The organism is Gordonia sp. OPL2, assembly GCF_003797825.1.
Taxonomy (GTDB): Bacteria; Actinomycetota; Actinomycetes; order Mycobacteriales; family Mycobacteriaceae; genus Gordonia.
The window spans coordinates 112,678-132,202 of sequence record NZ_RKME01000012.1; the positions used below are offsets into that span (position 1 = coordinate 112,678).

At 65.4% G+C, this 19,525-nt stretch carries 17 protein-coding genes; 11 read left to right on the top strand and 6 right to left on the bottom strand.

Annotated features, from left to right (window positions below):
• Window positions 1-7: 7 nt before the first annotated feature.
• Both EEB19_RS13830 and EEB19_RS13835 read right to left on the bottom strand, forming a co-directional pair.
• On the bottom strand, window positions 8-1,021 hold the full coding sequence (locus tag EEB19_RS13830) for a bile acid:sodium symporter family protein (RefSeq protein WP_187587200.1): 1,014 nt from the start codon (window positions 1,019-1,021) through the stop codon (window positions 8-10).
• A gap of 19 nt (window positions 1,022-1,040) precedes the next feature.
• On the bottom strand, window positions 1,041-1,544 hold the full coding sequence (locus EEB19_RS13835) for an SdpI family protein (protein WP_262365657.1): 504 nt from the start codon (window positions 1,542-1,544) through the stop codon (window positions 1,041-1,043).
• A 184-nt stretch (window positions 1,545-1,728) separates the two neighbouring features.
• On the opposite strand from EEB19_RS13835, the gene leuS reads away from it, so the two are divergent.
• Complete coding sequence (leuS, locus tag EEB19_RS13840) at window positions 1,729-4,605, top strand: leucine--tRNA ligase (RefSeq protein WP_187587142.1); 2,877 nt, start codon at window positions 1,729-1,731, stop codon at window positions 4,603-4,605.
• Between the two features lie 211 nt (window positions 4,606-4,816).
• Here leuS and EEB19_RS13845 read toward each other — a convergent pair whose 3' ends face one another.
• Window positions 4,817-5,149 carry a TfoX/Sxy family protein gene (locus tag EEB19_RS13845; protein WP_187587144.1) on the bottom strand — a complete coding sequence of 111 codons (333 nt, stop codon included), beginning with the start codon at window positions 5,147-5,149 and terminating at the stop codon, window positions 4,817-4,819.
• A gap of 102 nt (window positions 5,150-5,251) precedes the next feature.
• On the opposite strand from EEB19_RS13845, the gene EEB19_RS13850 reads away from it, so the two are divergent.
• Entirely contained in the window at window positions 5,252-6,448 is a 1,197-nt protein-coding gene (locus EEB19_RS13850; RefSeq protein ID WP_187587145.1) for an acyl-CoA dehydrogenase family protein, read from the top strand.
• Window positions 6,449-6,457: 9 nt separating this feature from the next.
• Here the strand turns inward: EEB19_RS13850 and EEB19_RS13855 are convergent, their stop codons facing one another.
• A complete protein-coding gene (locus EEB19_RS13855) occupies window positions 6,458-7,294 on the bottom strand; it encodes an RDD family protein (protein ID WP_187587204.1) in 837 nt (278 codons plus the stop codon).
• Between the two features lie 100 nt (window positions 7,295-7,394).
• Between EEB19_RS13855 and EEB19_RS13860 the strand changes: the two genes are divergently transcribed.
• Window positions 7,395-8,390, top strand: coding sequence for a stage II sporulation protein M (locus tag EEB19_RS13860; RefSeq protein ID WP_187587146.1), 996 nt, complete (start codon window positions 7,395-7,397; stop codon window positions 8,388-8,390).
• Between the two features lie 28 nt (window positions 8,391-8,418).
• Here the strand turns inward: EEB19_RS13860 and EEB19_RS13865 are convergent, their stop codons facing one another.
• A complete protein-coding gene (locus tag EEB19_RS13865) occupies window positions 8,419-9,102 on the bottom strand; it encodes an SDR family NAD(P)-dependent oxidoreductase (protein WP_187587147.1) in 684 nt (227 codons plus the stop codon).
• 101 nt (window positions 9,103-9,203) lie between these two features.
• Here EEB19_RS13865 and EEB19_RS13870 point away from each other — a divergent pair, with 101 nt between their 5' ends.
• The 8 genes from EEB19_RS13870 (at window position 9,204) to EEB19_RS13905 (ending at window position 18,900) form a co-directional block, all read left to right on the top strand.
• The gene (locus EEB19_RS13870; RefSeq protein WP_187587148.1) at window positions 9,204-10,124 is read left to right on the top strand and encodes a LysR family transcriptional regulator; all 921 of its coding nucleotides are present in this window, start codon (window positions 9,204-9,206) and stop codon (window positions 10,122-10,124) included.
• Window positions 10,125-10,241: 117 nt separating this feature from the next.
• Window positions 10,242-11,567, top strand: coding sequence for an MFS transporter (locus EEB19_RS13875; protein WP_187587149.1), 1,326 nt, complete (start codon window positions 10,242-10,244; stop codon window positions 11,565-11,567).
• Window positions 11,567-12,487: a shikimate dehydrogenase gene (locus tag EEB19_RS13880; protein WP_187587150.1), complete on the top strand. Its 921-nt coding sequence runs from the start codon at window positions 11,567-11,569 to the stop codon at window positions 12,485-12,487. Before EEB19_RS13875 ends, EEB19_RS13880 begins: the two co-directional genes overlap by 1 nt.
• A 12-nt stretch (window positions 12,488-12,499) precedes the next feature.
• On the top strand, window positions 12,500-14,449 hold the full coding sequence (locus tag EEB19_RS13885) for an NADH:flavin oxidoreductase (RefSeq protein ID WP_187587152.1): 1,950 nt from the start codon (window positions 12,500-12,502) through the stop codon (window positions 14,447-14,449).
• Window positions 14,446-15,264 carry an aldo/keto reductase gene (locus EEB19_RS13890; protein ID WP_187587154.1) on the top strand — a complete coding sequence of 273 codons (819 nt, stop codon included), beginning with the start codon at window positions 14,446-14,448 and terminating at the stop codon, window positions 15,262-15,264. The genes EEB19_RS13885 and EEB19_RS13890 overlap by 4 nt, the downstream gene beginning before the upstream one ends.
• A complete protein-coding gene (locus tag EEB19_RS13895) occupies window positions 15,264-16,343 on the top strand; it encodes a Gfo/Idh/MocA family protein (RefSeq protein WP_187587156.1) in 1,080 nt (359 codons plus the stop codon). Before EEB19_RS13890 ends, EEB19_RS13895 begins: the two co-directional genes overlap by 1 nt.
• Window positions 16,340-18,076 carry an FAD-dependent oxidoreductase gene (locus EEB19_RS13900; protein ID WP_262365658.1) on the top strand — a complete coding sequence of 579 codons (1,737 nt, stop codon included), beginning with the start codon at window positions 16,340-16,342 and terminating at the stop codon, window positions 18,074-18,076. The genes EEB19_RS13895 and EEB19_RS13900 overlap by 4 nt, the downstream gene beginning before the upstream one ends.
• Window positions 18,073-18,900, top strand: a complete 828-nt coding sequence (locus EEB19_RS13905; RefSeq protein WP_187587159.1) for a sugar phosphate isomerase/epimerase — start codon at window positions 18,073-18,075, stop codon at window positions 18,898-18,900. Before EEB19_RS13900 ends, EEB19_RS13905 begins: the two co-directional genes overlap by 4 nt.
• Window positions 18,901-18,924: 24 nt before the next feature.
• On the opposite strand, the gene EEB19_RS13910 is transcribed toward EEB19_RS13905, so the two are convergent.
• Window positions 18,925-19,491 carry a dihydrofolate reductase family protein gene (locus tag EEB19_RS13910; RefSeq protein ID WP_187587161.1) on the bottom strand — a complete coding sequence of 189 codons (567 nt, stop codon included), beginning with the start codon at window positions 19,489-19,491 and terminating at the stop codon, window positions 18,925-18,927.
• Window positions 19,492-19,525: the final 34 nt, after the last annotated feature.

The window sequence follows — 19,525 nt, forward strand, 5'->3', positions numbered from 1 at the left end:
TAACGAACTATTGTTTCCTCGCAGTGGACGCGCGATCCGCGTCATCTGCGTCGCGTCCGTATCGGGTGGCCAGCCACGAGCACAGGATCAGCTGGATCTGGTGGAAGATCATCAGCGGCAAGATGATCAGCCCGACGGTGGTGCCGGAGAACAAGACCGTGGCCATGGGCAGTCCGGTGGCGAGACTCTTCTTGGTGCCACAGAACTGGATGGCGATCGTGTCGGCACGGTCGAAACCGAGGCGCTGCGGCACCCATCGGGTCACGACCAGCATCACGACGACGAGGATCAGGCAGATCACGACGACCGCGATCACCTCGCCCGCGTCGACGATCGACCAGATGCCGTCGCGGACTCCCTCGCTGAATGCGACGTAGACGACCAGCACGATGGATCCGCGGTCGGCGAGTTTGGTCGCCTTCGCATGACGGCCGAAGAATCCGCCCACCCACGGCCGGACGATCTGACCGATGACGAACGGCACGAGGATCTGCCCGACGATCCGGAGCACCGCCGACGTGTCGATGTGCACGCCGTCCTCGGTGCTCATGAGGGCGACGACCAGTACCGGCGTGAGAAACACCCCGATGATGTTCGACGCCGACGCACTCACGATCGCGCCCGGCACGTTGCCGCGGGCGATGGAGGTGAACGCGATCGACGACTGCACCGTCGACGGGACGAGACACAGGAACAACAGTCCGGCATAGAGGTCGTCGCCGACGATCGGCGTCACCACAGGGCGGATCGCCAGACCGATCAGCGGGAACGCGACGAAGGTGAACGCGAGGATGGTGAGGTGCAGTCGCCAGTGCTTGAGACCGTCGAGCGCCTCCCGTGGATGCAGCCGGGTGCCGTAGAGGAAGAACAGGAGCGCGATCGCTGCGACGACGACCCAGTCGAGGACGTCGGCGGCCGAGCCGCGCACGGGGAGCAGCGCCGCGAGCAGGACTGCGCCCAGGATCGCGAGGATGAAACCGTCGATCGGGGATCGGCTCAGCAGGGCACGCGCGAGCGACAGAGGTGAGGACACCGCGGCTTCAGGCCTGGGCGGACTCGTTGGAGCAGACCCCTCGCAGGCTGCAGGCGCCGCAGCTGGAGGTACCGCAGTCGTCGGCGGGTGACTCGTGTGCGGGCGCGGCGTCTTCGACCGCGGCCGGTGCGTCGTGTGACGAGCAGCAGGAGCATCCGTCGTCGTCGGAGGGCAGGGCAGCCGCTGCGCGGACACCGTAGGCACTGACGAGACCGACGACGAACAGGGCCGCGATCAGACCGACGACGGCGAACACGATCGACCAATATCCGCCGACGCCCAGGGCCACCAGCCCGCTGAGCAGCAGGATCCCCGCCGCCGCGAGCATGCCGGGGGCGGCCACGCGGTTGGCGAGGTCGAAGGCCTCTCGCGAACGCATCGTCTCGTCGGCGCGGACGCCGATCCAGCGATTGAACGGAAGACGTCCGATCAGCCCGAGCACACCGACGACCGCCCACACCGCGGCGAGCGCGAAGACGAGGACGGCGGCGACGACAGGCAGGACACTCACGCCGACAAGGATACGACTCCCTGTAGTGCGCCGACGAATCCGCGCCCGCCTGTCCAGTGGTCGACGAGCGTAGAGCGCAGGATGGTTCCCCCGCTGGTCGAGTGATCGACTAGCGCAGCGAGGAGATGTATCGAGACCACTCCCCGTCGACAACACCACCGAACGGACGATTTACGCTGGTCGGGTGACTTCAGCTGATTCCTCCGTGCCTGCGTCCGCGCCCGGCCACCGGTACACCGCCGAGCTCGCCGGTGAGATCGAGGCCCGGTGGCAGCGGAACTGGGCGGACCAGCATGCCTATGAGGCGCCTAACCCGGTCGGCCCGCTCGCCGGCGATCTGGGCGGGTTCGGTGGCGCCTCGGCCGACGACGACGCAAAGGTGTTCATCCAGGACATGTTCCCGTACCCGTCGGGATCGGGCCTGCATGTCGGGCATCCGCTCGGCTTCATCGCCAGCGACGTCTTCGCCCGGTATCAGCGGATGACCGGACACAACGTGCTGCACACGATGGGCTTCGACGCCTTCGGCCTGCCCGCCGAGCAGTACGCGGTGCAGACGGGAACCCACCCCAGGACGACGACCGAGGAGAACATCGAGCGCTACCTCGGACAGATCCGTCGGCTGGGACTCGGGCACGACGAACGCCGTCGGGTCGCGACGACCGACGTCGACTTCTACCGCTGGACGCAGTGGATCTTCCTGCAGATCTACAACGCCTGGTACGACCCGGAGCAGAAGCGGGCGCGACGGATCGCCGAGCTGGTCGACGAGTACGCTTCGGGTGCGAGGTCGTTGGCCGACGGCGCGACATTCGCGGACCGCGAGTGGTCGTCACTGTCGCAGGCCGAACGTAACGAGGTCATCGACTCGCATCGTCTCGTCTATCTTAGTGACTCTCTGGTGAACTGGTGCCCGGGGCTCGGTACCGTGCTGGCCAACGAGGAGGTCACCGCCGACGGCCGCAGCGACCGCGGCAACTTCCCGGTGTTCCGTAAGCACCTGCGCCAGTGGATGATGCGCATCACCGCCTACTCCGACCGCCTGCTCGACGACCTGGACCTGCTGGACTGGCCGGACAAGGTCAAGACCATGCAGCGCAACTGGATCGGGCGATCGCGTGGTGCGGAGGTGTCGTTCGCCGCGGCCGGCGGCGTCATCGACGTCTTCACCACGCGACCCGACACGCTGTTCGGCGCCACCTACATGGTGCTGTCACCCGAGCACGAGTTGGTGGACGCGTTGACGGCCGACGCCTGGCCCGACGGCACCGACGAGCGGTGGACGGGTGGTGCGTCGAATCCGGGCGAGGCGATCACCGCCTACCGCGCGGCCATCGCCGCGAAGTCGGATCTCGAACGTCAGGAGAACAAGGAGAAGACCGGTGTGTTCACCGGCTCCTTCGCCACCAATCCCGTCAACGGAGACCAGATCCCCGTGTTCATCGCGGATTACGTGCTGATGGGATACGGCACCGGCGCGATCATGGCGGTCCCGGGTCACGACACCCGTGACTACGAGTTCGCCACCGTCTTCGGTCTGCCGATCCGCGAGGTCATCGGCTCCGAGCAGGGGATCGACACCGAGGCATTCACCGGCGACGGCCCCTTGGTCAACTCGGACTTCCTGAACGGGATGTCGGTCGAGGATGCCAAGGCCGCGATCATCTCCCGGCTCGAGGCCGACGGCGTCGGCACCGGCACGATCCAGTACAAGCTGCGGGACTGGCTGTTCGCGCGCCAGCGGTACTGGGGTGAGCCGTTCCCGATCGTCTACGACGCGGACGGCAACGCCCACGGCCTGCCGGAATCGATGCTGCCGGTGAAACTTCCAGAGGTCGATGACTATGCCCCGGTCTCGTTCGACCCCGACGACGCCGACAGTGAACCGTCGCCTCCGCTGGCGAAGGCCACCGACTGGATGACCGTCGAACTGGATCTGGGTGACGGGGTCAAGACCTACACCCGCGACGCCAACGTGATGCCGCAGTGGGCCGGCAGCTCGTGGTATCAGCTGCGCTACATCGACCCGACGAACGAGGACACCTTCTGCGCCAAGGAGAACGAGGCGTACTGGATGGGTCCGCGCCCGCAACAGCACGGTGCCGATGATCCGGGTGGACTGGACCTGTACATCGGCGGTGTCGAGCACGCGGTGCTGCACCTGCTGTACTCGCGCTTCTGGCACAAGGTCCTGTTCGACCTGGGCTACGTGACGAGTCGTGAACCGTACCGGAAGTTGTTCAACCAGGGCATGATCCAGGCATACGCCTACACCGATGCGCGCGGCGTCTACGTACCCGCCGACGACGTGGAGGAGCGGGACGGCGGTTACTTCTACAACGGCGACCCCGTCACGCAGGAGTACGGCAAGATGGGCAAGTCACTCAAGAATTCCGTTGCGCCGGATGACATCTGCCGCGACTACGGCGCCGACACGCTGCGCGTGTACGAGATGTTCATGGGCCCGCTGGATCAGTCGCGTCCGTGGGCGACCAAGGACGTCGTCGGGTCGCAGCGCTTCCTGCAGCGCATCTGGCGTCTCGTCGTCGACGAGGAGTCGGGTGCGGTGCGGCCCACCGACGAGGACCTCGATGACGACACGACCCGTCTGCTGCACAAGACGATCGCCGGAGTGCGGGAGGACTATTCGGAGCTGCGCGACAACACCGCCGTCGCGAAGCTCACCGTGTTGACCAATCACCTGACGAAGAACTTCGAGAAGTCGGGCGCACCCCGTGCCGCCGTCGAACCGCTGGTGGTCATGCTGGCGCCGCTCGCGCCGCACATCGCCGAGGAACTGTGGCACCGGCTGGATCACGAGACCTTGCTGGCGCGCGGACCGTTCCCCGAGGCCGACGAGAAGTGGCTGGTCGAGGACAGCGTCGAGATTCCCATTCAGGTCAAGGGCAAGGTCCGCAGCCGCATCACGGTGGCCGCCGACGCCGACGAGTCGACCATCCGGGCGGCGGCCCTGGCCGACCCGAAGATAATCGCGCTGCTCGACGGCGAACCCCGCAAGGTGATCGTCGTGCCCGGCCGGATGGTCAACGTCGTCCCGTAGGGATCGATCCGGTCTCGATACGCGGGCTCGCCCGGGGGCTCGCTCGCTACTCGACCATCGGGTGTGGAGATACCCGTCTCGACTCGCTACTCGACCATCGGGTGGTGACACCCGTCTCGACTCGCTACTCGACCACCGGGTGTGGTGACACCCGTCTCGACTCGCTGATCGAGTAAGTTCCGAGCCGCCAGGCGAGGGGCCGTATCGAGATCTACTTCGGCGGCAGCTTGCGGGCGTAGTCGGACCCGATGGTGACCCACCGCTGCAGCTGCCGCTCGGTCTTGATGCCGTCGTCGGAGACGCGCAACCAGCCACGCGTCTCGCGCCCGGACATGACCATGGGTGCGGTGTGGTCGAACTCCAGCAGGTCCGCGGTCTGGTCGGGCGGAACGCGCACCATCAGCCCGCCCTGGCCGCTCGCGGCGATCGCCATGTTCCCGTTGATGAGGAAGGCGAGGCCTCCGAACATCGACCGTTCGTCGACCCCGCACTCCGCCGCCAGCATCCCGCGTATCCGGTAGGCGAGGTCGTCGTCGTAAGTCACGGGTTCGAGAATATGTGTTCAACGGGGGTTGGAAAAGGATTCGCTCCGGCCTGTGGAGAACTCGTGGTTGGAATTGAACTTACTCATTAGTAAGATGTGCGCATGGCGATCAACCTGGAGCTCCCCTCGAAGTTCGATTCGACGGTCGAGCGGACCCACATGGCGGCCGAGCACATCTTCCGGCCCATCTCACGGAGATACGACCAGGCCGAACACGAGTACCCGACCGAGCTCGACGAGCTGGGCAAACTGGCGCAGCAGTCGCGCAAGCAGGAGAAGCAGGCCGACGGCGAGAAGAAGCCGCCGAGCGCCGACGAGTCGGTGAACGGGCCGAATATGCGCGCCCTCATCTCGGCTCGGGAGATGAGCTGGGGCGACGTCGGCCTCCTGCTGTCGATCCCGTACCAGGGTCTGGGCAACGCCGCGATCGCCGCGGTGGCGACCGAGGAGCAGCTCGAGCGGTTCTCCGGGGTGTGGGCGGCGATGGCCATCACCGAGCCCAGTTTCGGATCGGACTCGGCGGCGGTGTCGACGACGGCCACCCGTGACGGCGACGATTACGTCATCAACGGCGAGAAGATCTTCGTGACCGCAGGCTCCCGCGCCGACCACGTGGTCGTCTGGGCCACCGTCGACCGCAGTGCCGGTCGTGCCGCCATCAAGAGTTTTGTCGTTCCGATGACCACCGACGGTGTCACGGTCGCCCGGCTCGAGCACAAGCTCGGCATCAAGGCGTCCGACACCGCTGTCGTCCGCTTCGAGAACGCTCGCGTACCCGCCGACAACCTGCTCGGCTCACCCGAGGTCGACACCAAGAAGGCCTTCGCCGGTGTCATGCAGACCTTCGACAACACGCGTCCGGTGGTCGCCGCGATGGCGATCGGACTCGGTCGAGCCTCACTCGAGGAGCTGCGACGGATCCTCGAAGAGGCCGGGCACCCCATCGACTACGACAAGCCGGCCGCCGCTCAACACGCCTCGGTCTGCGAGTTCATCCGCCTCGAATCCGATTGGGAGGCATCGTGGTTGCACACGGTGCGCGCGGCGTGGATGGCCGACAACTCCGAGCCGAACTCGGCCGAGGCGTCGATGTCGAAGGCCAAAGCGGGGCGTACCGTCACCGACATCACCAACAAGGCCGTCGAAGTCGGTGCGACAGCGGGCTTCTCGGAGTCGATGTTGCTCGAGAAGTGGGCCCGCGACTCGAAGATCCTCGATATCTTCGAGGGCACTCAGCAGATCCAGCAGCTGATCATCGCTCGCCGCGTGCTCGGGAAGTCGAGTGCTGATCTGAAGTGAGGGGGTCGCCTACCCCAACAACCTCCGCCGCAACCGCTCATCCCGGCCGATCCGTTCGGTGTCGCGTCGTCGGCGCTCGGCCATGATCGCGATGAGCACCATCTCATCCGGTGCGCCGGCGGGTGGGGCGGGAGCGACATAGGGTGCGGCATCGCGGAGCAGCCTCTGGCCCAACAGCATCCGGGCTTGCGGCTTCATGTCGGCACGGCGGGCGAGGAACTGTCGGACCATGACCGCGAGCTGATCGGGGAGTGGTGCGACGTCGGCGGTCTGCGCCCACGTCGCGAGCTCGGGCGGCATCGGGATCGGCTCGGGAACCGACAGACGATGACGATCGCGGATCACGTAGGTGCCCGCGAGAAGATCCCCGAAGCGCTTCCCCTTGCGGGTACAGACCGCGGCGAGCAGCGCCGGAATCCCCGCGCAACCGTAGATCTCGATGACGCCGAGCAGGGCGCGGGTCAGCGCGTGCCGGAAGCCGATGGGGCCGGCGTCGTCGCGGACGGTCCGGAGTCCGACGGCCCAATGACCGACGGTCTTGCCGCGGCTCATCGTCTCCATCACCGACGGCACGACGACGAGGGCGGTGACCATCGACAAGGTGAACGACGCCACGAGGAGCGCGAAGTCGGTGTCGCCGACGACCTTCAGACTCAACCATTGGAGCGCGTACCACGCGGCGAAGCCGAGGACCAGGTCGATGAGGCCGGAGACCATCCGGAGGCCGATGCCCGCCGGCGGGAGGTCGAGCGCCACGGCCTCGCCGGAGACGAGGTCGTCGCGGCCCACGCCCACGGTCCCGCTCACACCCGCGGGTGCCATGGCCGGGGGCAGCGGTCCGTACATGGTGGCCAAGAGTAGCCCGGCCACGGCCGTCGGGGTGTCGTGCTGCATCGGATGAATGACGACCGGGGCCATCCCTGTCCGGCCCGGATACCCTGAGGCCGTGGATCTCGACGCCTACGTGGCCGCGCACCGCGCGACGTGGGAGCGGCTCGACCGTCTCTCCCGGCAACGGACGCTGTCGGGCGCCGAGGCCGACGAGATCCTGGACTCCTATCAACGCGTGGCCACCCACCTGTCGGTGATCAGATCGTCGGCACCGGATGCGTCGCTGGTCGCTTACCTCTCGGCGCTGCTGGCGCGCGCCCGTTCACGGGCCGCCGGAACCCGCGCGGGCACATGGTCGGACGTCGGGCGCTTCTTCGCCCGGTCGTTCCCGGCTGCGCTCTATCGGATGCGATGGTGGTGGCTGTCGGTCATGGCGGCGTCGTTCGCGGCCGCCGCGGTGATGGGGTGGTGGCTGATCGAGCATCCGCGGATCGAGAACTCGCTGATGTCACAGGCGCAGGTCGATCAGTTGGTGCAGAACGACTTCGAGAACTACTACAGCGAATATGCCGCGACATCGTTCGCGGCGCGGGTGTGGACCAACAACTTCTGGCTCGCCGCGCTGTGTATCGGCTTCGGTGTGTTCTGCCTGCCGGTAATCTACATGCTGTACCAGAACATGCTCAACCTGGCGATCATCGGTTCGATCATGATCCGGCACGGGCGCGGTGACCTCTTCTTCGGACTCATCACGCCGCACGGACTCCTGGAGATGACATGTCTGTTCGTCGCCGCCGGGGTGGGGCTGCGGCTGTTCTGGGCGTGGGTCGCGCCGGGTGCACGAACACGAGTGCAGGCTCTGGGCGAGGAAGGGCGAGCCGCGATCGGAGTCGCCCTCGGCCTGGTCGTGGTGCTGCTGATCTGCGGGCTCATCGAGGCGTTCGTGACACCGTCGGGCCTCCCCACCTGGATGCGCATCGCGATCGGCCTGATCGCATGGATCGGGTTCGGAGCCTACGTGTTCACGCTCGGCCGGTGGGCCCACAACGCCGGCGAGGCAGGCGACCTGAACGAGGCCGACAGAGGTGCGGCGGTGCCGACGGTGGGGTGACGTGTGTGGTTCGCGTGTCCTGCTGCAGTCAGTACGTGGCGCGGCCCCCGGAGGCGTCGTATACCGCTCCGGTCGAAAAGCTGACGGACGAGGAGGCGAGCCACGCGATCAACTCGGCGATCTCCTCCGGCCTGCCTATCCTGTCCATGGGTGTGAGTGTGCGCGAACGTTCGAGGATCGCTGCGTCTGTGCTGGCATTCATAGGGCTGGCAACGGCTGCAGGAGCGACCGCATTGACCAGTACACCCGCGGTGGCGAGTTCCTTCCCAAGCGACTTGGTCAGTGCGATCACCGCTGCCTTCGACGCCGAGTATGCGCTCTGCAGCGGGTTTCCATCCTTGGCGGCGATGCTCGCTATGTTGACGATGCGGCCCCAGCCGTTCTCGCACATCGCCGGGGCGAAGGCGCGGCAGGTCAGGAATGTGCCTTCGGTGTTCACGGCGAAAGTGCGTCGCCAGGTGTCGATGTCGGTGTCGACCAGGCAGGTCGAGGGGCCCACGACGCCGGCGCTGTTTACGAGGATGTCGACGGGTCCAACTGCTCGACGGAGTGCGTCCACCGACGTGGGATCGCTGACGTCGACACGAACATCCGCTTTGACTGCCAGGTCGGCTGCGATGACCTCGATCCCGTCCCGCTGTAGGCGAGCGACACAGGCGGCGCCGATTCCGCTCATCCCTCCGGTCACGATTGCTCGTCGTTGCATCGTCATGTGCCTTTCCAACTAGATTTAAGCTGCTGGCAAATATAATCCGACCAGTGTTGAGTAGCATCGCGACTATATGCGCAGGGTGGCACGAGCGGAAGGTGATCATGGAGATTCGATGGGTGCAGGCGTTCATCGCCGTCGCAGAGGAGCTTCACTTCGGTCGGGCCGCCACCAGACTGCAGATGGCGCAGTCGCCATTGAGTCAGACGGTCCGCAAACTCGAGCGGGACCTCGGCGTCGAGTTGTTCGAACGCAACACGCGTTCGGTCGCACTCACCGCTGCAGGGCACGCATTCCTACCGCATGCGCGAACTGTTCTGCGTGAGGTGGAGCAGGCGCGTCAGGCTACCCGGGCGTCGGCCGGATCGATCTATGGCCGTGTCGGTCTCGGCTTCACCGGTGTCCTGAACCACTTGTCCCTGCCCCCGCTGACCCGTGCTGTCCGCAGCAGGTACCCGGAGATCGAACTCGATCTGGTCGGACGGGTCATGACCCGCGACGCCGTCGAGCAACTCGACAGTGGCGCGCTGGACATCGCCTTCGTCGGTCTGCCCGTTGACGCCGCCAGGATCAGCACGCGGTTGATCGCCTCGGAACCGTTCGGTGCGATTCTGCCGGTCGATCACCCACTTGCCGGTCGAACCGCCGTCGAGCTGTCCGCGCTGTCAGACGACGACTTTGTCAGCACGCCCCTCAACGCAGGCTCCGCGCTACAGGAGGACGCCCTTCGCGCATGCCTCGACGCGGGCTTTCGACCCCGAATCGTGCAGGAGATCACCGACCCCTACATGATCCTGATGCTGGTGGCGGCTGGTGTCGGCGTCGCATTGATGACCGAGGGCATGGCGAAGGTGATCCCGCCCGGCGCCGTGTATGTGCACCTCACCGACGGCACAGTCCGCATGGATCACGGAATCGCGTGGTCGGCGAGACCCATGCGGTCATCATTGGCACGCGATGCTGTCCTCGACCTCGCTGCCGAGGTGCTGCCCACTCCTGACGTGGCGAGTGACGACGTCTCTTGATAAGGCTACTTGCGCACATAGTGCTAGACCAATTTAGTGTTGGACAGTCTTAGATGCCCGCGCGCACACTCGTTCCATTGATGCGACACCAGTCACATCCAATGGAGGGAGATCCAATTGGCAGCCACAGCGACGCCTCCCCAGTCCTTGGAGAGGGAGGCTCATTCACAGGCTCGACGAGCCGCGATATCGGGGTTCGTCGGCAGCACACTCGAGTACTACGACTTCTTCATCTACGGCTCGGCCGCAGCGTTGGTCTTCGGGCACGTGTTCTTTCCCGGTGGTGCGACCTCGACGTTGCTCTCGATCGGAACGCTGGGCGTTGCGTACGTCGCACGACCGCTGGGCGCTGTTCTGTGGGGTCATCTCGGAGACAAGGTGGGGCGCAAGAACACGCTGATCGCGTGCCTGGCGATGATGGGTGCGTCCACGTTCCTGATCGGCTGCCTGCCCACCTATGGTCAGGTGGGAATGCTCGCGCCGGTGCTGCTGGTGATCTTGCGGCTCCTCCAGGGACTGTCTGCCGGCGGTGAATCCCCAGGCTCTGCGTCACTGTCGATCGAACACGCGCCGGAACGCCGGCGGTCGTTCTTCGCCAGTTTCACCATGAGCGGGATCATGTTCGGCATCGTCTTGTCGAGTCTCGTCTTCATCCCCGTGGCATCGTTGCCCGACGACCAGTTGCACAGCTGGGGTTGGCGTATCCCGTTCTGGCTCAGTATCGCCATGACCGCGGTCGCGTTCTGGGTACGCCGTCGTCTGGACGAGCCCGAGGTCTTCGTCGAGACCAAGGAGTTGAACGAGACGGCAAGCGTCCCGGCCGTCGAGTTGTTCCGGACCCACGGCGTCGCCGTCCTGCGCATCATGCTGAGCTCGACCTTCGCGATGATGAACACGATCATCAACGTCTTCGCGCTGGCGTTCGCGACGCAGCACAACGGCATCGACCGCACCACCATGCTGCTTGCCATCGCTGCAGCAAACATGGCTGCGGTCATCACCCAGCCCCTCTACGGTCTGCTCGCTGACCGTATCGGTCGGAAGCCGGTGTTCATCACGGGTGTATTGGGTTGCGGGGTAATGATCTTCGTCTACTTCTGGGCCATCGGCTCGGGCAGTGTCCCGTTGGTGTTCCTGAGCGGAGCCATCCTGCTCGGGGTCTTCTATGCCGCACCCAACGGCACGTACATGGCGGCATTTCCCGAGCAGTTCCCGGCTTCGGTCCGCTTCAGCGGTATGGCCATTGGCCTCATGCTCGGTCTGTTGGTCGCCGGATTCACCCCGGCCGTAGCCCAGGCGATGACCTCAGGTGACACGAGCAACTGGACGCCCGTGGCCTGGATGTGCTTCGGATTCGCAGTGCTGTCCGCAGCAGCATTCGCTTGCGGACCCGAGACCTTCCGAACGCCGACAGCAGAGCTCGGCGCCGCCCACAAGCGCTGATGAGAAGCATATTCGAGTCGATCAAGGAGTACGACGTGAGTGCATCGCACCATAGGATCGGTCTCATCGGCGCCGATATCGCCGACTCGTTGTCGCCCTTGCTGCACGAGACCGAAGCGCTCGATCTCAGGATGCGGGATCACAGCTACGAGACCATCGACATCACCGCAGACCGTCGCGGAGCCGATGCCGCGCCCGCGCTCATCAGGACTGCAGTCGCCCAAGGCTTCACCGGGTTCAACGTGACGCATCCGTGCAAGCAGACGGTCATGGCCGGGCTCGACCACATCGACGCCCACGCACTGCGTATCGGTGCGGTGAACACAGTCACCGTGCGAGACGGGCAGCTCACAGGGCACAACACGGATGAGTCCGGTTTTCGTGCGGCACTGTCGATGGCTATGGGCAGCGACGAATTGGGGCGGGTCGTGCTGTTCGGAGCAGGTGGTGCCGGCTCAGCCGTCGCCCATGCGCTGGCCAACGCCGGAGCCATCCGGCTCACCATCGTGGACGTCGATGCTTCCCGCGCGACAGCACTCGCGGACCGGATCGCCGCGACCGGCACCGAAGCGGTGGGAACAGCAGTGGACGCCGCCGCCGATCACGTGCGGCGCGCGGACGGAGTAGTGAATGCCACGCCGATCGGAATGAACGGCCACTCCGGCACGCCGTTCGAGCTAGACCTGCTCGAGCCGAGACACTGGGTCGCCGACATCGTCTACCGACCGATGAGCACGGAAATGCTCACCAGAGCAACCACTCTCGGATGCCGCACGGTCGGCGGAACACAGATGCTTGTCGAACAGGCGGCCGACAGTTTCGCGCTACTCACCGACGTCGAGCCCGATCGCGCGCGCATGCGCCGCCATCTCGCACAGACCCTGGCCACCCGGGCCCAGCGAGTCGGTCCGTGCTCGTAAGCAGGAGACATGATGAAACAGTCTGAACAGTCGACGTTCGCCTCCCCGCTGGCAATGGGCTCGGTCGTCCTACGCAACAGGTTCGTCTCGGCACCCATGGAACGCAACTACTGCACCGCCGATGGCGCACTGACCCGCGAATACATCGACTATCTGGTTCGGCGGGCGCGCGGCGGAGCAGCACTGGTCTTCACCGAGGCGTCATACGTGCGGGCCGACGGGAAGGGAAGGATCCGACAGCTCGGCGTCGACACCGACGAATGCATCGCGGGGCTCGCCACACTCGCGCGAGAGGTTCACGACCAGGGTGCGCTCCTGGGTGTCGAGCTCAATCACGGCGGCCGGACCGCTCAGGGTGTGGTCAGTGGATTCGTGCCAGTGGCGCCGACGCCCATCCCCTGCGAGGTGGTCGGCGGCCAGATGCCTGAGCAACTCGACGGCGACGACATCGAGCACATCATCGAGTGTTTCGCCGACGCCGCCGAGCGGTGCGCGGGGGCTGGCGTGGATGTCCTGTCACTCCACGGCGGTCATGGCTACCTCATCCATCAGTTCCTGTCGCCGGCCTACAACCACCGAGACGACGATTGGGCCGAACCCACCCTGTTCCTCAATCGTGTGATCGACGCCGTGCGCGCACGTGTCCCGGAAATGACTCTGGGACTACGCTTCTCCGCGTTCGAGGGAAGCCCAGGCGGCCTGACCGCCGAGCAGACTCAAGAGCGCATCGCAGGGGTGTCCACGGACAAGCTCGACTTCCTCGACGTCTCCGCGGGAAATTACGAAGCAGGCGAATGGATCATTCAGCCTGGGGAGTGGGACCGCGGACTCCTGCGGAAGTTCTCGGGGTCCTACGCGCGTCACTACGGCATGCCGGTCGGTGTTGCCGGGCGGATCAGCTCACCGGAAACGGCCGAAGCCATCCTGGCCGGGGCGCAGGCCGACTTCCTCAGTATGGCCAGGACACTCCACGCCGACCCCGACTTCCCGAACAAGGCGATCGGCGGCTTGCGATACCGTCCGTGTATCGCGTGCAACTACTGTATTGATTCTCTTGCGGGAGGGCCGATTCCGTGCACGGTTAACCCATGGGTCGGCCGCGAGGGGGCTGAGCCCGAACCCACGTCGGTCACGGCTGTTCGTGTGGCCGTCGTCGGAGGTGGGATGGCAGGGCTCGCAGCCGCTAGGGAACTGGCCCGGCTCGGACACCACGTCGATCTCTACGAGCACAGGGATGAGTTGGGAGGCGACTTTGCACTGGCCGCCCAATTGCGGGAGTACCCCGAGTACCGCCGGATCATCGACTGGTATCTCGCCGAGATTGCGGAACTAGGCATTTCGTGCCACACCGGGGTACGAGTCGATGCGAGCACCTTCGGCACGTCACGACCGGATGCCATCGTGCTGGCCATCGGAGCGGATGGCTATCGCCCGGATCTGGATGTGGTGGATCGGGACGTCCGCGACGTACGAGATTTCTTGCGTGATGGCCGCCCCGCACCCGAAGCCGTCACGATCTACGGCGCCGACAGGGAGGCGGCCGCTGTCGCGGATGACCTACTGGCGCACGGAACGCGTGTGGTGATGATAGGGCCACAGGAAACGATTGCACACGACGTCGGGCGCCGAGCGAAGATCGTATTGCTGCCGCGCTTGACCGCCGATCCCAACCTGACGGTCCACCTGAGCTCTCGGGTGTCCGCCGTTCGGGGCGGGCAGATCCTCCTGTCCACCGCAGACGGCGAGCGCTGGATCGAGGCTCCTGGCGAACTTCTGGTGTCGCAGGGTATCGAACCGTCCACCGAACTGCTGGTCCAGCTCCGCCCGATGGAACCGCCGCTGGGCGTTCACATGGTCGGCGACGCCGGCCGCGATGGTGGTTCGGTGCACGCCGCGCTGGTCACAGCTGTCGACGTCGCATCGTGTATCGACTCACGTGCCCGGGAGGTGGCGATCGCATGACCACAACACCTCAGAGCACGCCGCTGCGCACGCAGATCCCATCGATCGCGCTCGGTACGTGGCCTCTGGTAGGCGCCGACGCCGAACGGGCGGTGGTGGACGCGTTCGACGTGGGCTACCGCCACATCGACACTGCCACGATCTACGGCAACGAGGACGCTGTCGGTCGGGCGATCGAATCCAGCGGAGTTTCGCGTGCCGAGCTGTTCGTGACATCGAAACTGCGTGGCTCCGATCATATCTCGGGTGACGTCCGGGGAGCGGTGGAACGCAGCCTCGCTCGGATGGGACTCGACTACCTCGACATGTACCTGATCCATTGGCCGCTACCACGATTCGACCGGTATGTCGATGCGTTGTTGCGGTGTCGTGAGTCCGGTTTGATCCGCCATGCAGGAGTGTCGAACTTTCTCGGCAAGCACTTGCGACGAGTAACCGAGATGGTGGGTGAGGCTCCGGCACTCAACCAGATCCAGATGGATCCGACACTGTGTCGCATACCGATCCGCGAGGTCGCCGACGAACTGGGCACAGTCGTCGCAGGGTGGAGCCCACTGGGTCGAGGACACGTGCTCGACCATCCGGTGGTGGTCGAGATCGCAGGGATGCGGAACTGCTCTCCCGCCCAGGTCGTATTGGCCTGGCACCTGAGCCATGGCGTCCTTCCGGTCGTGCGGTCGGCCGACGCGACGCGGCAGGCAGAGAACCTGGCGGCCACAGGTATCGCGCTGGAAGCAGACGAGGTCGCGGAGATCGACGCTCTGGATACCGGTGAGGACGCAGCACGAGATGTCGAGAACGAGGAGCACTTCTGATGACGATGAGAGTGGCCATAGTCGGTTGTGGAAAGGTCGCAGGCAATCACGCGCGCGCGCTGCAACAGGTTCCGGACGTCGAGCTTTTGGCATGCTGCGATACCCAGATCGACCGGGCCGAGCAGTTCGCTGTCCAGTACAGCATTCCCCATGCGCTCGACGGGATCAGTGATGTGCTCGCCTTACAACCGGACGCCATCACCGTGTGCACCCCACATCCGGCGCACGAGTCCGTGGTCGTCGCCGCGGCCGCCGCGGGTGTCCATGTGCTGTGCGAGAAGCCGATCGCTGTCGACGTTGCGGCCGCCGATCGGATGATCGCCGCCACGGACGAAGCGGGCGTGCTGTTCGGTGTCGTCTTCCAACGGAGGCTCTGGCCCGCAGCGCAGCGGATCCGGAACGCCATCGACGACGGCCGGATCGGGACTCCGATACTCGGCGAGGTATCGGTTCTGCTGCACCGGCCGACTGACTACTACGCCTCGGATCCATGGCGTGGACGGTGGGAGACCGACGGTGGGGGCGTGCTGATGACCCAGGCAATCCATCAGATAGACCTGCTGCAATGGTTCTGTGGCACAGCCATTTCGGTTTCAGGTGCCATACGTACTCACGTGCACGGCGAGCACATCGAGACCGAGGACTCCGCCTCGGCACTCGTCACCTTCGAATCGGGCGCTACAGCGACGATCACCGCGACGACCGCGTTGTCGCACAACCTCGGCAACCGGGTCACGATCGTCGGCGCGAGCGGTGCGGTCGGGAGTGTCCTGGAGTTCCCTGAGGGACACGAAGGCGTGAACGAACTGTGGACCGTAGACGGCGAGACCGATTTCCTCCCAGTGTTCGGTAGCGATGTAGCGGCTCAGCAGGACATCGGGGACATCAACAGCCGACTGACACCATTTCACGCAGTGCAGGTTCAGGACTTCGTCGACGCGGTGCGCGAGGGGCGGAGACCGATGGTGACTGGCAGTGACGCCCGAGCATCGCTGGAGATCGTATGCGCGATCTATGAATCGGCGCGAACCGGGCGGCCGGTAAAGCCTGCTCGGCACGAAAGGGGAGTGTTCTCGTGATCGTGAATGAAGCTGGCAGAGAACAATTCGACAGCGAAGAATTCGACGTCGTCGTGATCGGCTCGGGTGCCGGAGGACTGTCAGCGGCAGTGGCCGCCGCACACTCGGGAGCGCGCGTACTCGTCGTGGAGAAGACCGACGTGTGTGGTGGTGCCACAGCGTGGTCCGGCGGTTGGATGTGGACTCCTCGCCATCGCTTCGCTCGCGCAGCCGGAGTTCACGAGGATGTGGCCACCCCGAAGAGCTACCTGCGGTCGCGACTCGGAGACAACTTCGATGAGGCGAAGGTCGACGCCTACCTCGCCGGTGCGCCGGAGATGGTCGACTTCTTCGAAGAGAACACCGCGCTTGCGTTCACCCCGGGCTCCGGGATCGCCGACATCCACGGGAGCAGTCCCGGCGCCGCCACCGGTCATCGACAGGTCGGACCTCTCCCGGTACGACTGACGGAGCTCGGACCGGACGTGGCCGCGGTGTTGCGGCGACAGATGTTTGAGACCTCGTTCCTCGGAATGGGCATCATGGCCGGGCCTGACCTTCAGGCGTTCTTGCACTCGACCCGGTCGGTCGGAGCGTTCGTCCACTGCGTGCGGCGGGTTGCCCGGCACATGCTCGACCTCGTTCTCTATCGTCGTGGACAGAGCCTGGTGAACGGGACGGCGTTGATCGGACGGCTTCTGCGATCGGCTTTCGACGCCGGGGTGCAGGTCCGGGTTTCGACGGCGGCGACCGGGTTGCTGACCGACAAGGGCCGAGTGATCGGGGTGAGGCTCGCGGGCCCGACGGACACCTACACGGTGACGGCGCGCCGGGGGGTCGTCGTGGCCACCGGTGGGTTCAGTCACGACGTCGACCTGCGTCGTGAGACGTTCGCGCGAACCCCGGCCGTGCAGGAGCATCGAACACTTCCACCGGCCGGGACGACAACCGGAGACGGTCTACGACTGGCCACAGCGGTTGGCGGACGGCTGGACGATTCGGTCGCCTCCGCAGCCGCCTACTGCCCCGTCTCAGAGGTTCGCTACGTCAACGGCCGCACCGGTGTCTTCCCGCACATCCTCGACCGCGGCAAGCCAGGGGTCATCGGAGTGCTTCGCGATGGAAGCCGCTTCGTCAACGAGGCCAACGGTTATCACGACTACACCCTCGGCATGCTGGAGGCGGTTCCCGCCGACGAACAGGTGTGCTCATGGCTGATCGCCGACGCACGATCCATGCGGCGCTACCCGTTGGGAATGGCCAAACCCTTCCCGGTTCCCAGATTCAACCATCGTCTGTCCGGCTATCTCCGTAAGGGGCGGACGGTGGCCGAGCTCGCACAGAAATGCGGGATCGACTCCCACGGTTTGGAGAAGACCGTCTCGGTGTTCAACGAGGGTGCCCGACGGGGTGAGGACCCCGTGTTCGGACGTGGTGACTCGGCATTCAACCGTGCGTCGGGTGATCCGGACAATCCATGGCCCAATCCGAGCCTCGCGCCGATCGAGAAGGGCCCCTTCTATGCGGTGAAAGTGGTTCCGGGTAGCTTCGGCACGTTCGCCGGTCTGCTCACCGACGAGCGATCGCGCGTGCTCGATCAGACCGACACACCGATCGGCGGTCTGTACGCCGTCGGTGTGGACCAGGCGAGTGTCATGGGTGGGCACTACCCGTCGGGGGGCATCAACATCGGACCGGCGATGACGTTCGGATATCTCACCGGGATCGAACTGGGAAACGAGGCGCGACGATGACGGTCTCATGGGGTCTGGCAGCTCTCACGGTTCTCGACACCGAGCCCATTGATCAGATCGAACTGGCGCAGCGTCACGGATTTGACACCGTCGGACTGCGGTTGCTGCCTGCTGCACCGGGCACCATTTCATATCCATTGCACACCGATCGGGCCGCTCTGAGGGCGGTGAGTGCGAGGCTGGCGAGCTCACCGGTCGATGTGTTCGACGTGGAGATCATCAGGATCACTTCGGAGTTCAACGTCGACGACCATCGTCGGTTGCTCGACGCGGCAGCTCAACTGGGGGCACGAGCGGTTCTGGTGGCCGGCGATGACCACGATCTCGCCCGGCTCACGGATGCCTACGCACGATTGGCGCAGTTGTGCGCTGAGTACGGAATCGCTGCCAGCCTGGAGTTCATGCCATGGACGTCGGTGCCGAACGCATCATCGGCGTTGTCGATCGTCCGGCAAGCGGACGGACCGGCCCGATCCATTCTCGTCGACACGTTGCACGTCGGGCGGTCTGCCACGACCCTGGACGATCTGGCGGCCATCCCTGTAGAGTGGATCCATTACGCGCAGTTGTGTGACGGTTCCGTTCCTGCACCCCCGACGAACGACGAACTCATTCGGCAAGCCCGCGAGGAGCGCCTGGTGCCCGGCGAGGGTGGGCTCGATCTCGGTGGCATCGTCGCATCACTGCCTCCGGCGACCCCCATCAGTATCGAGCTTCCCAATGAACCGATGCGGCGTGTGATCGGCACTGACGCATGGCTCGAGCGACTCCTGTCCTCGGCGAAACAGGCAATCGGAGACTCGGCGAGCGCGACGACCCCATGACATGGATACCGGTTCGACGCCCGATCAGTCCCGTGTCACCTCGTACCGCAGCAGAACGATGCCGCCCGGGAAGGTGCGGTTCTCCACCAGCCGCAACGAGATCCACGACGGCAGCGACGGGAAGAATCGGAGGCCACCACCGATGGCGGTGGGCGCGACCACGAGCCGGAACTCGTCCACCAGACCGGCCTGCACGATCGGCGCGGCCAGCGTCGCGCCGGCGACCTCCATCTGGCCGTCGGTCTCGGCTTTCAGCCTCGTGACCACCTCGACCGGGTCGCCGCGTTCGAGGCGCGAGTTCCAGTCGACCGATTCCAGGGTCTGGGAGAACACGACCTTGGGCATCTCGCGCCAGACCTGCGCGAAGTCGGTGATGATCGGGCCGGCGTCGGGGTCCTGGTCAGCGGTCGGCCAGTACGCGGACATGAGTTCGTAGAGCCGCCGCCCGTACAGCGACAGCACCGTCTCCCGCTCGAAGTCGTTCCAGTACTGGTGCAGTTCCTCGTCCGGATCCGACCAGTTGATGTTTCCCTGTGCGTCGGCGATGTAGCCGTCCACCGAGACGTTGAAGCCGTAGATGAGTGTGCCCATGTAGGTCAGACTGCACGGCGGGCCGGAACTCATC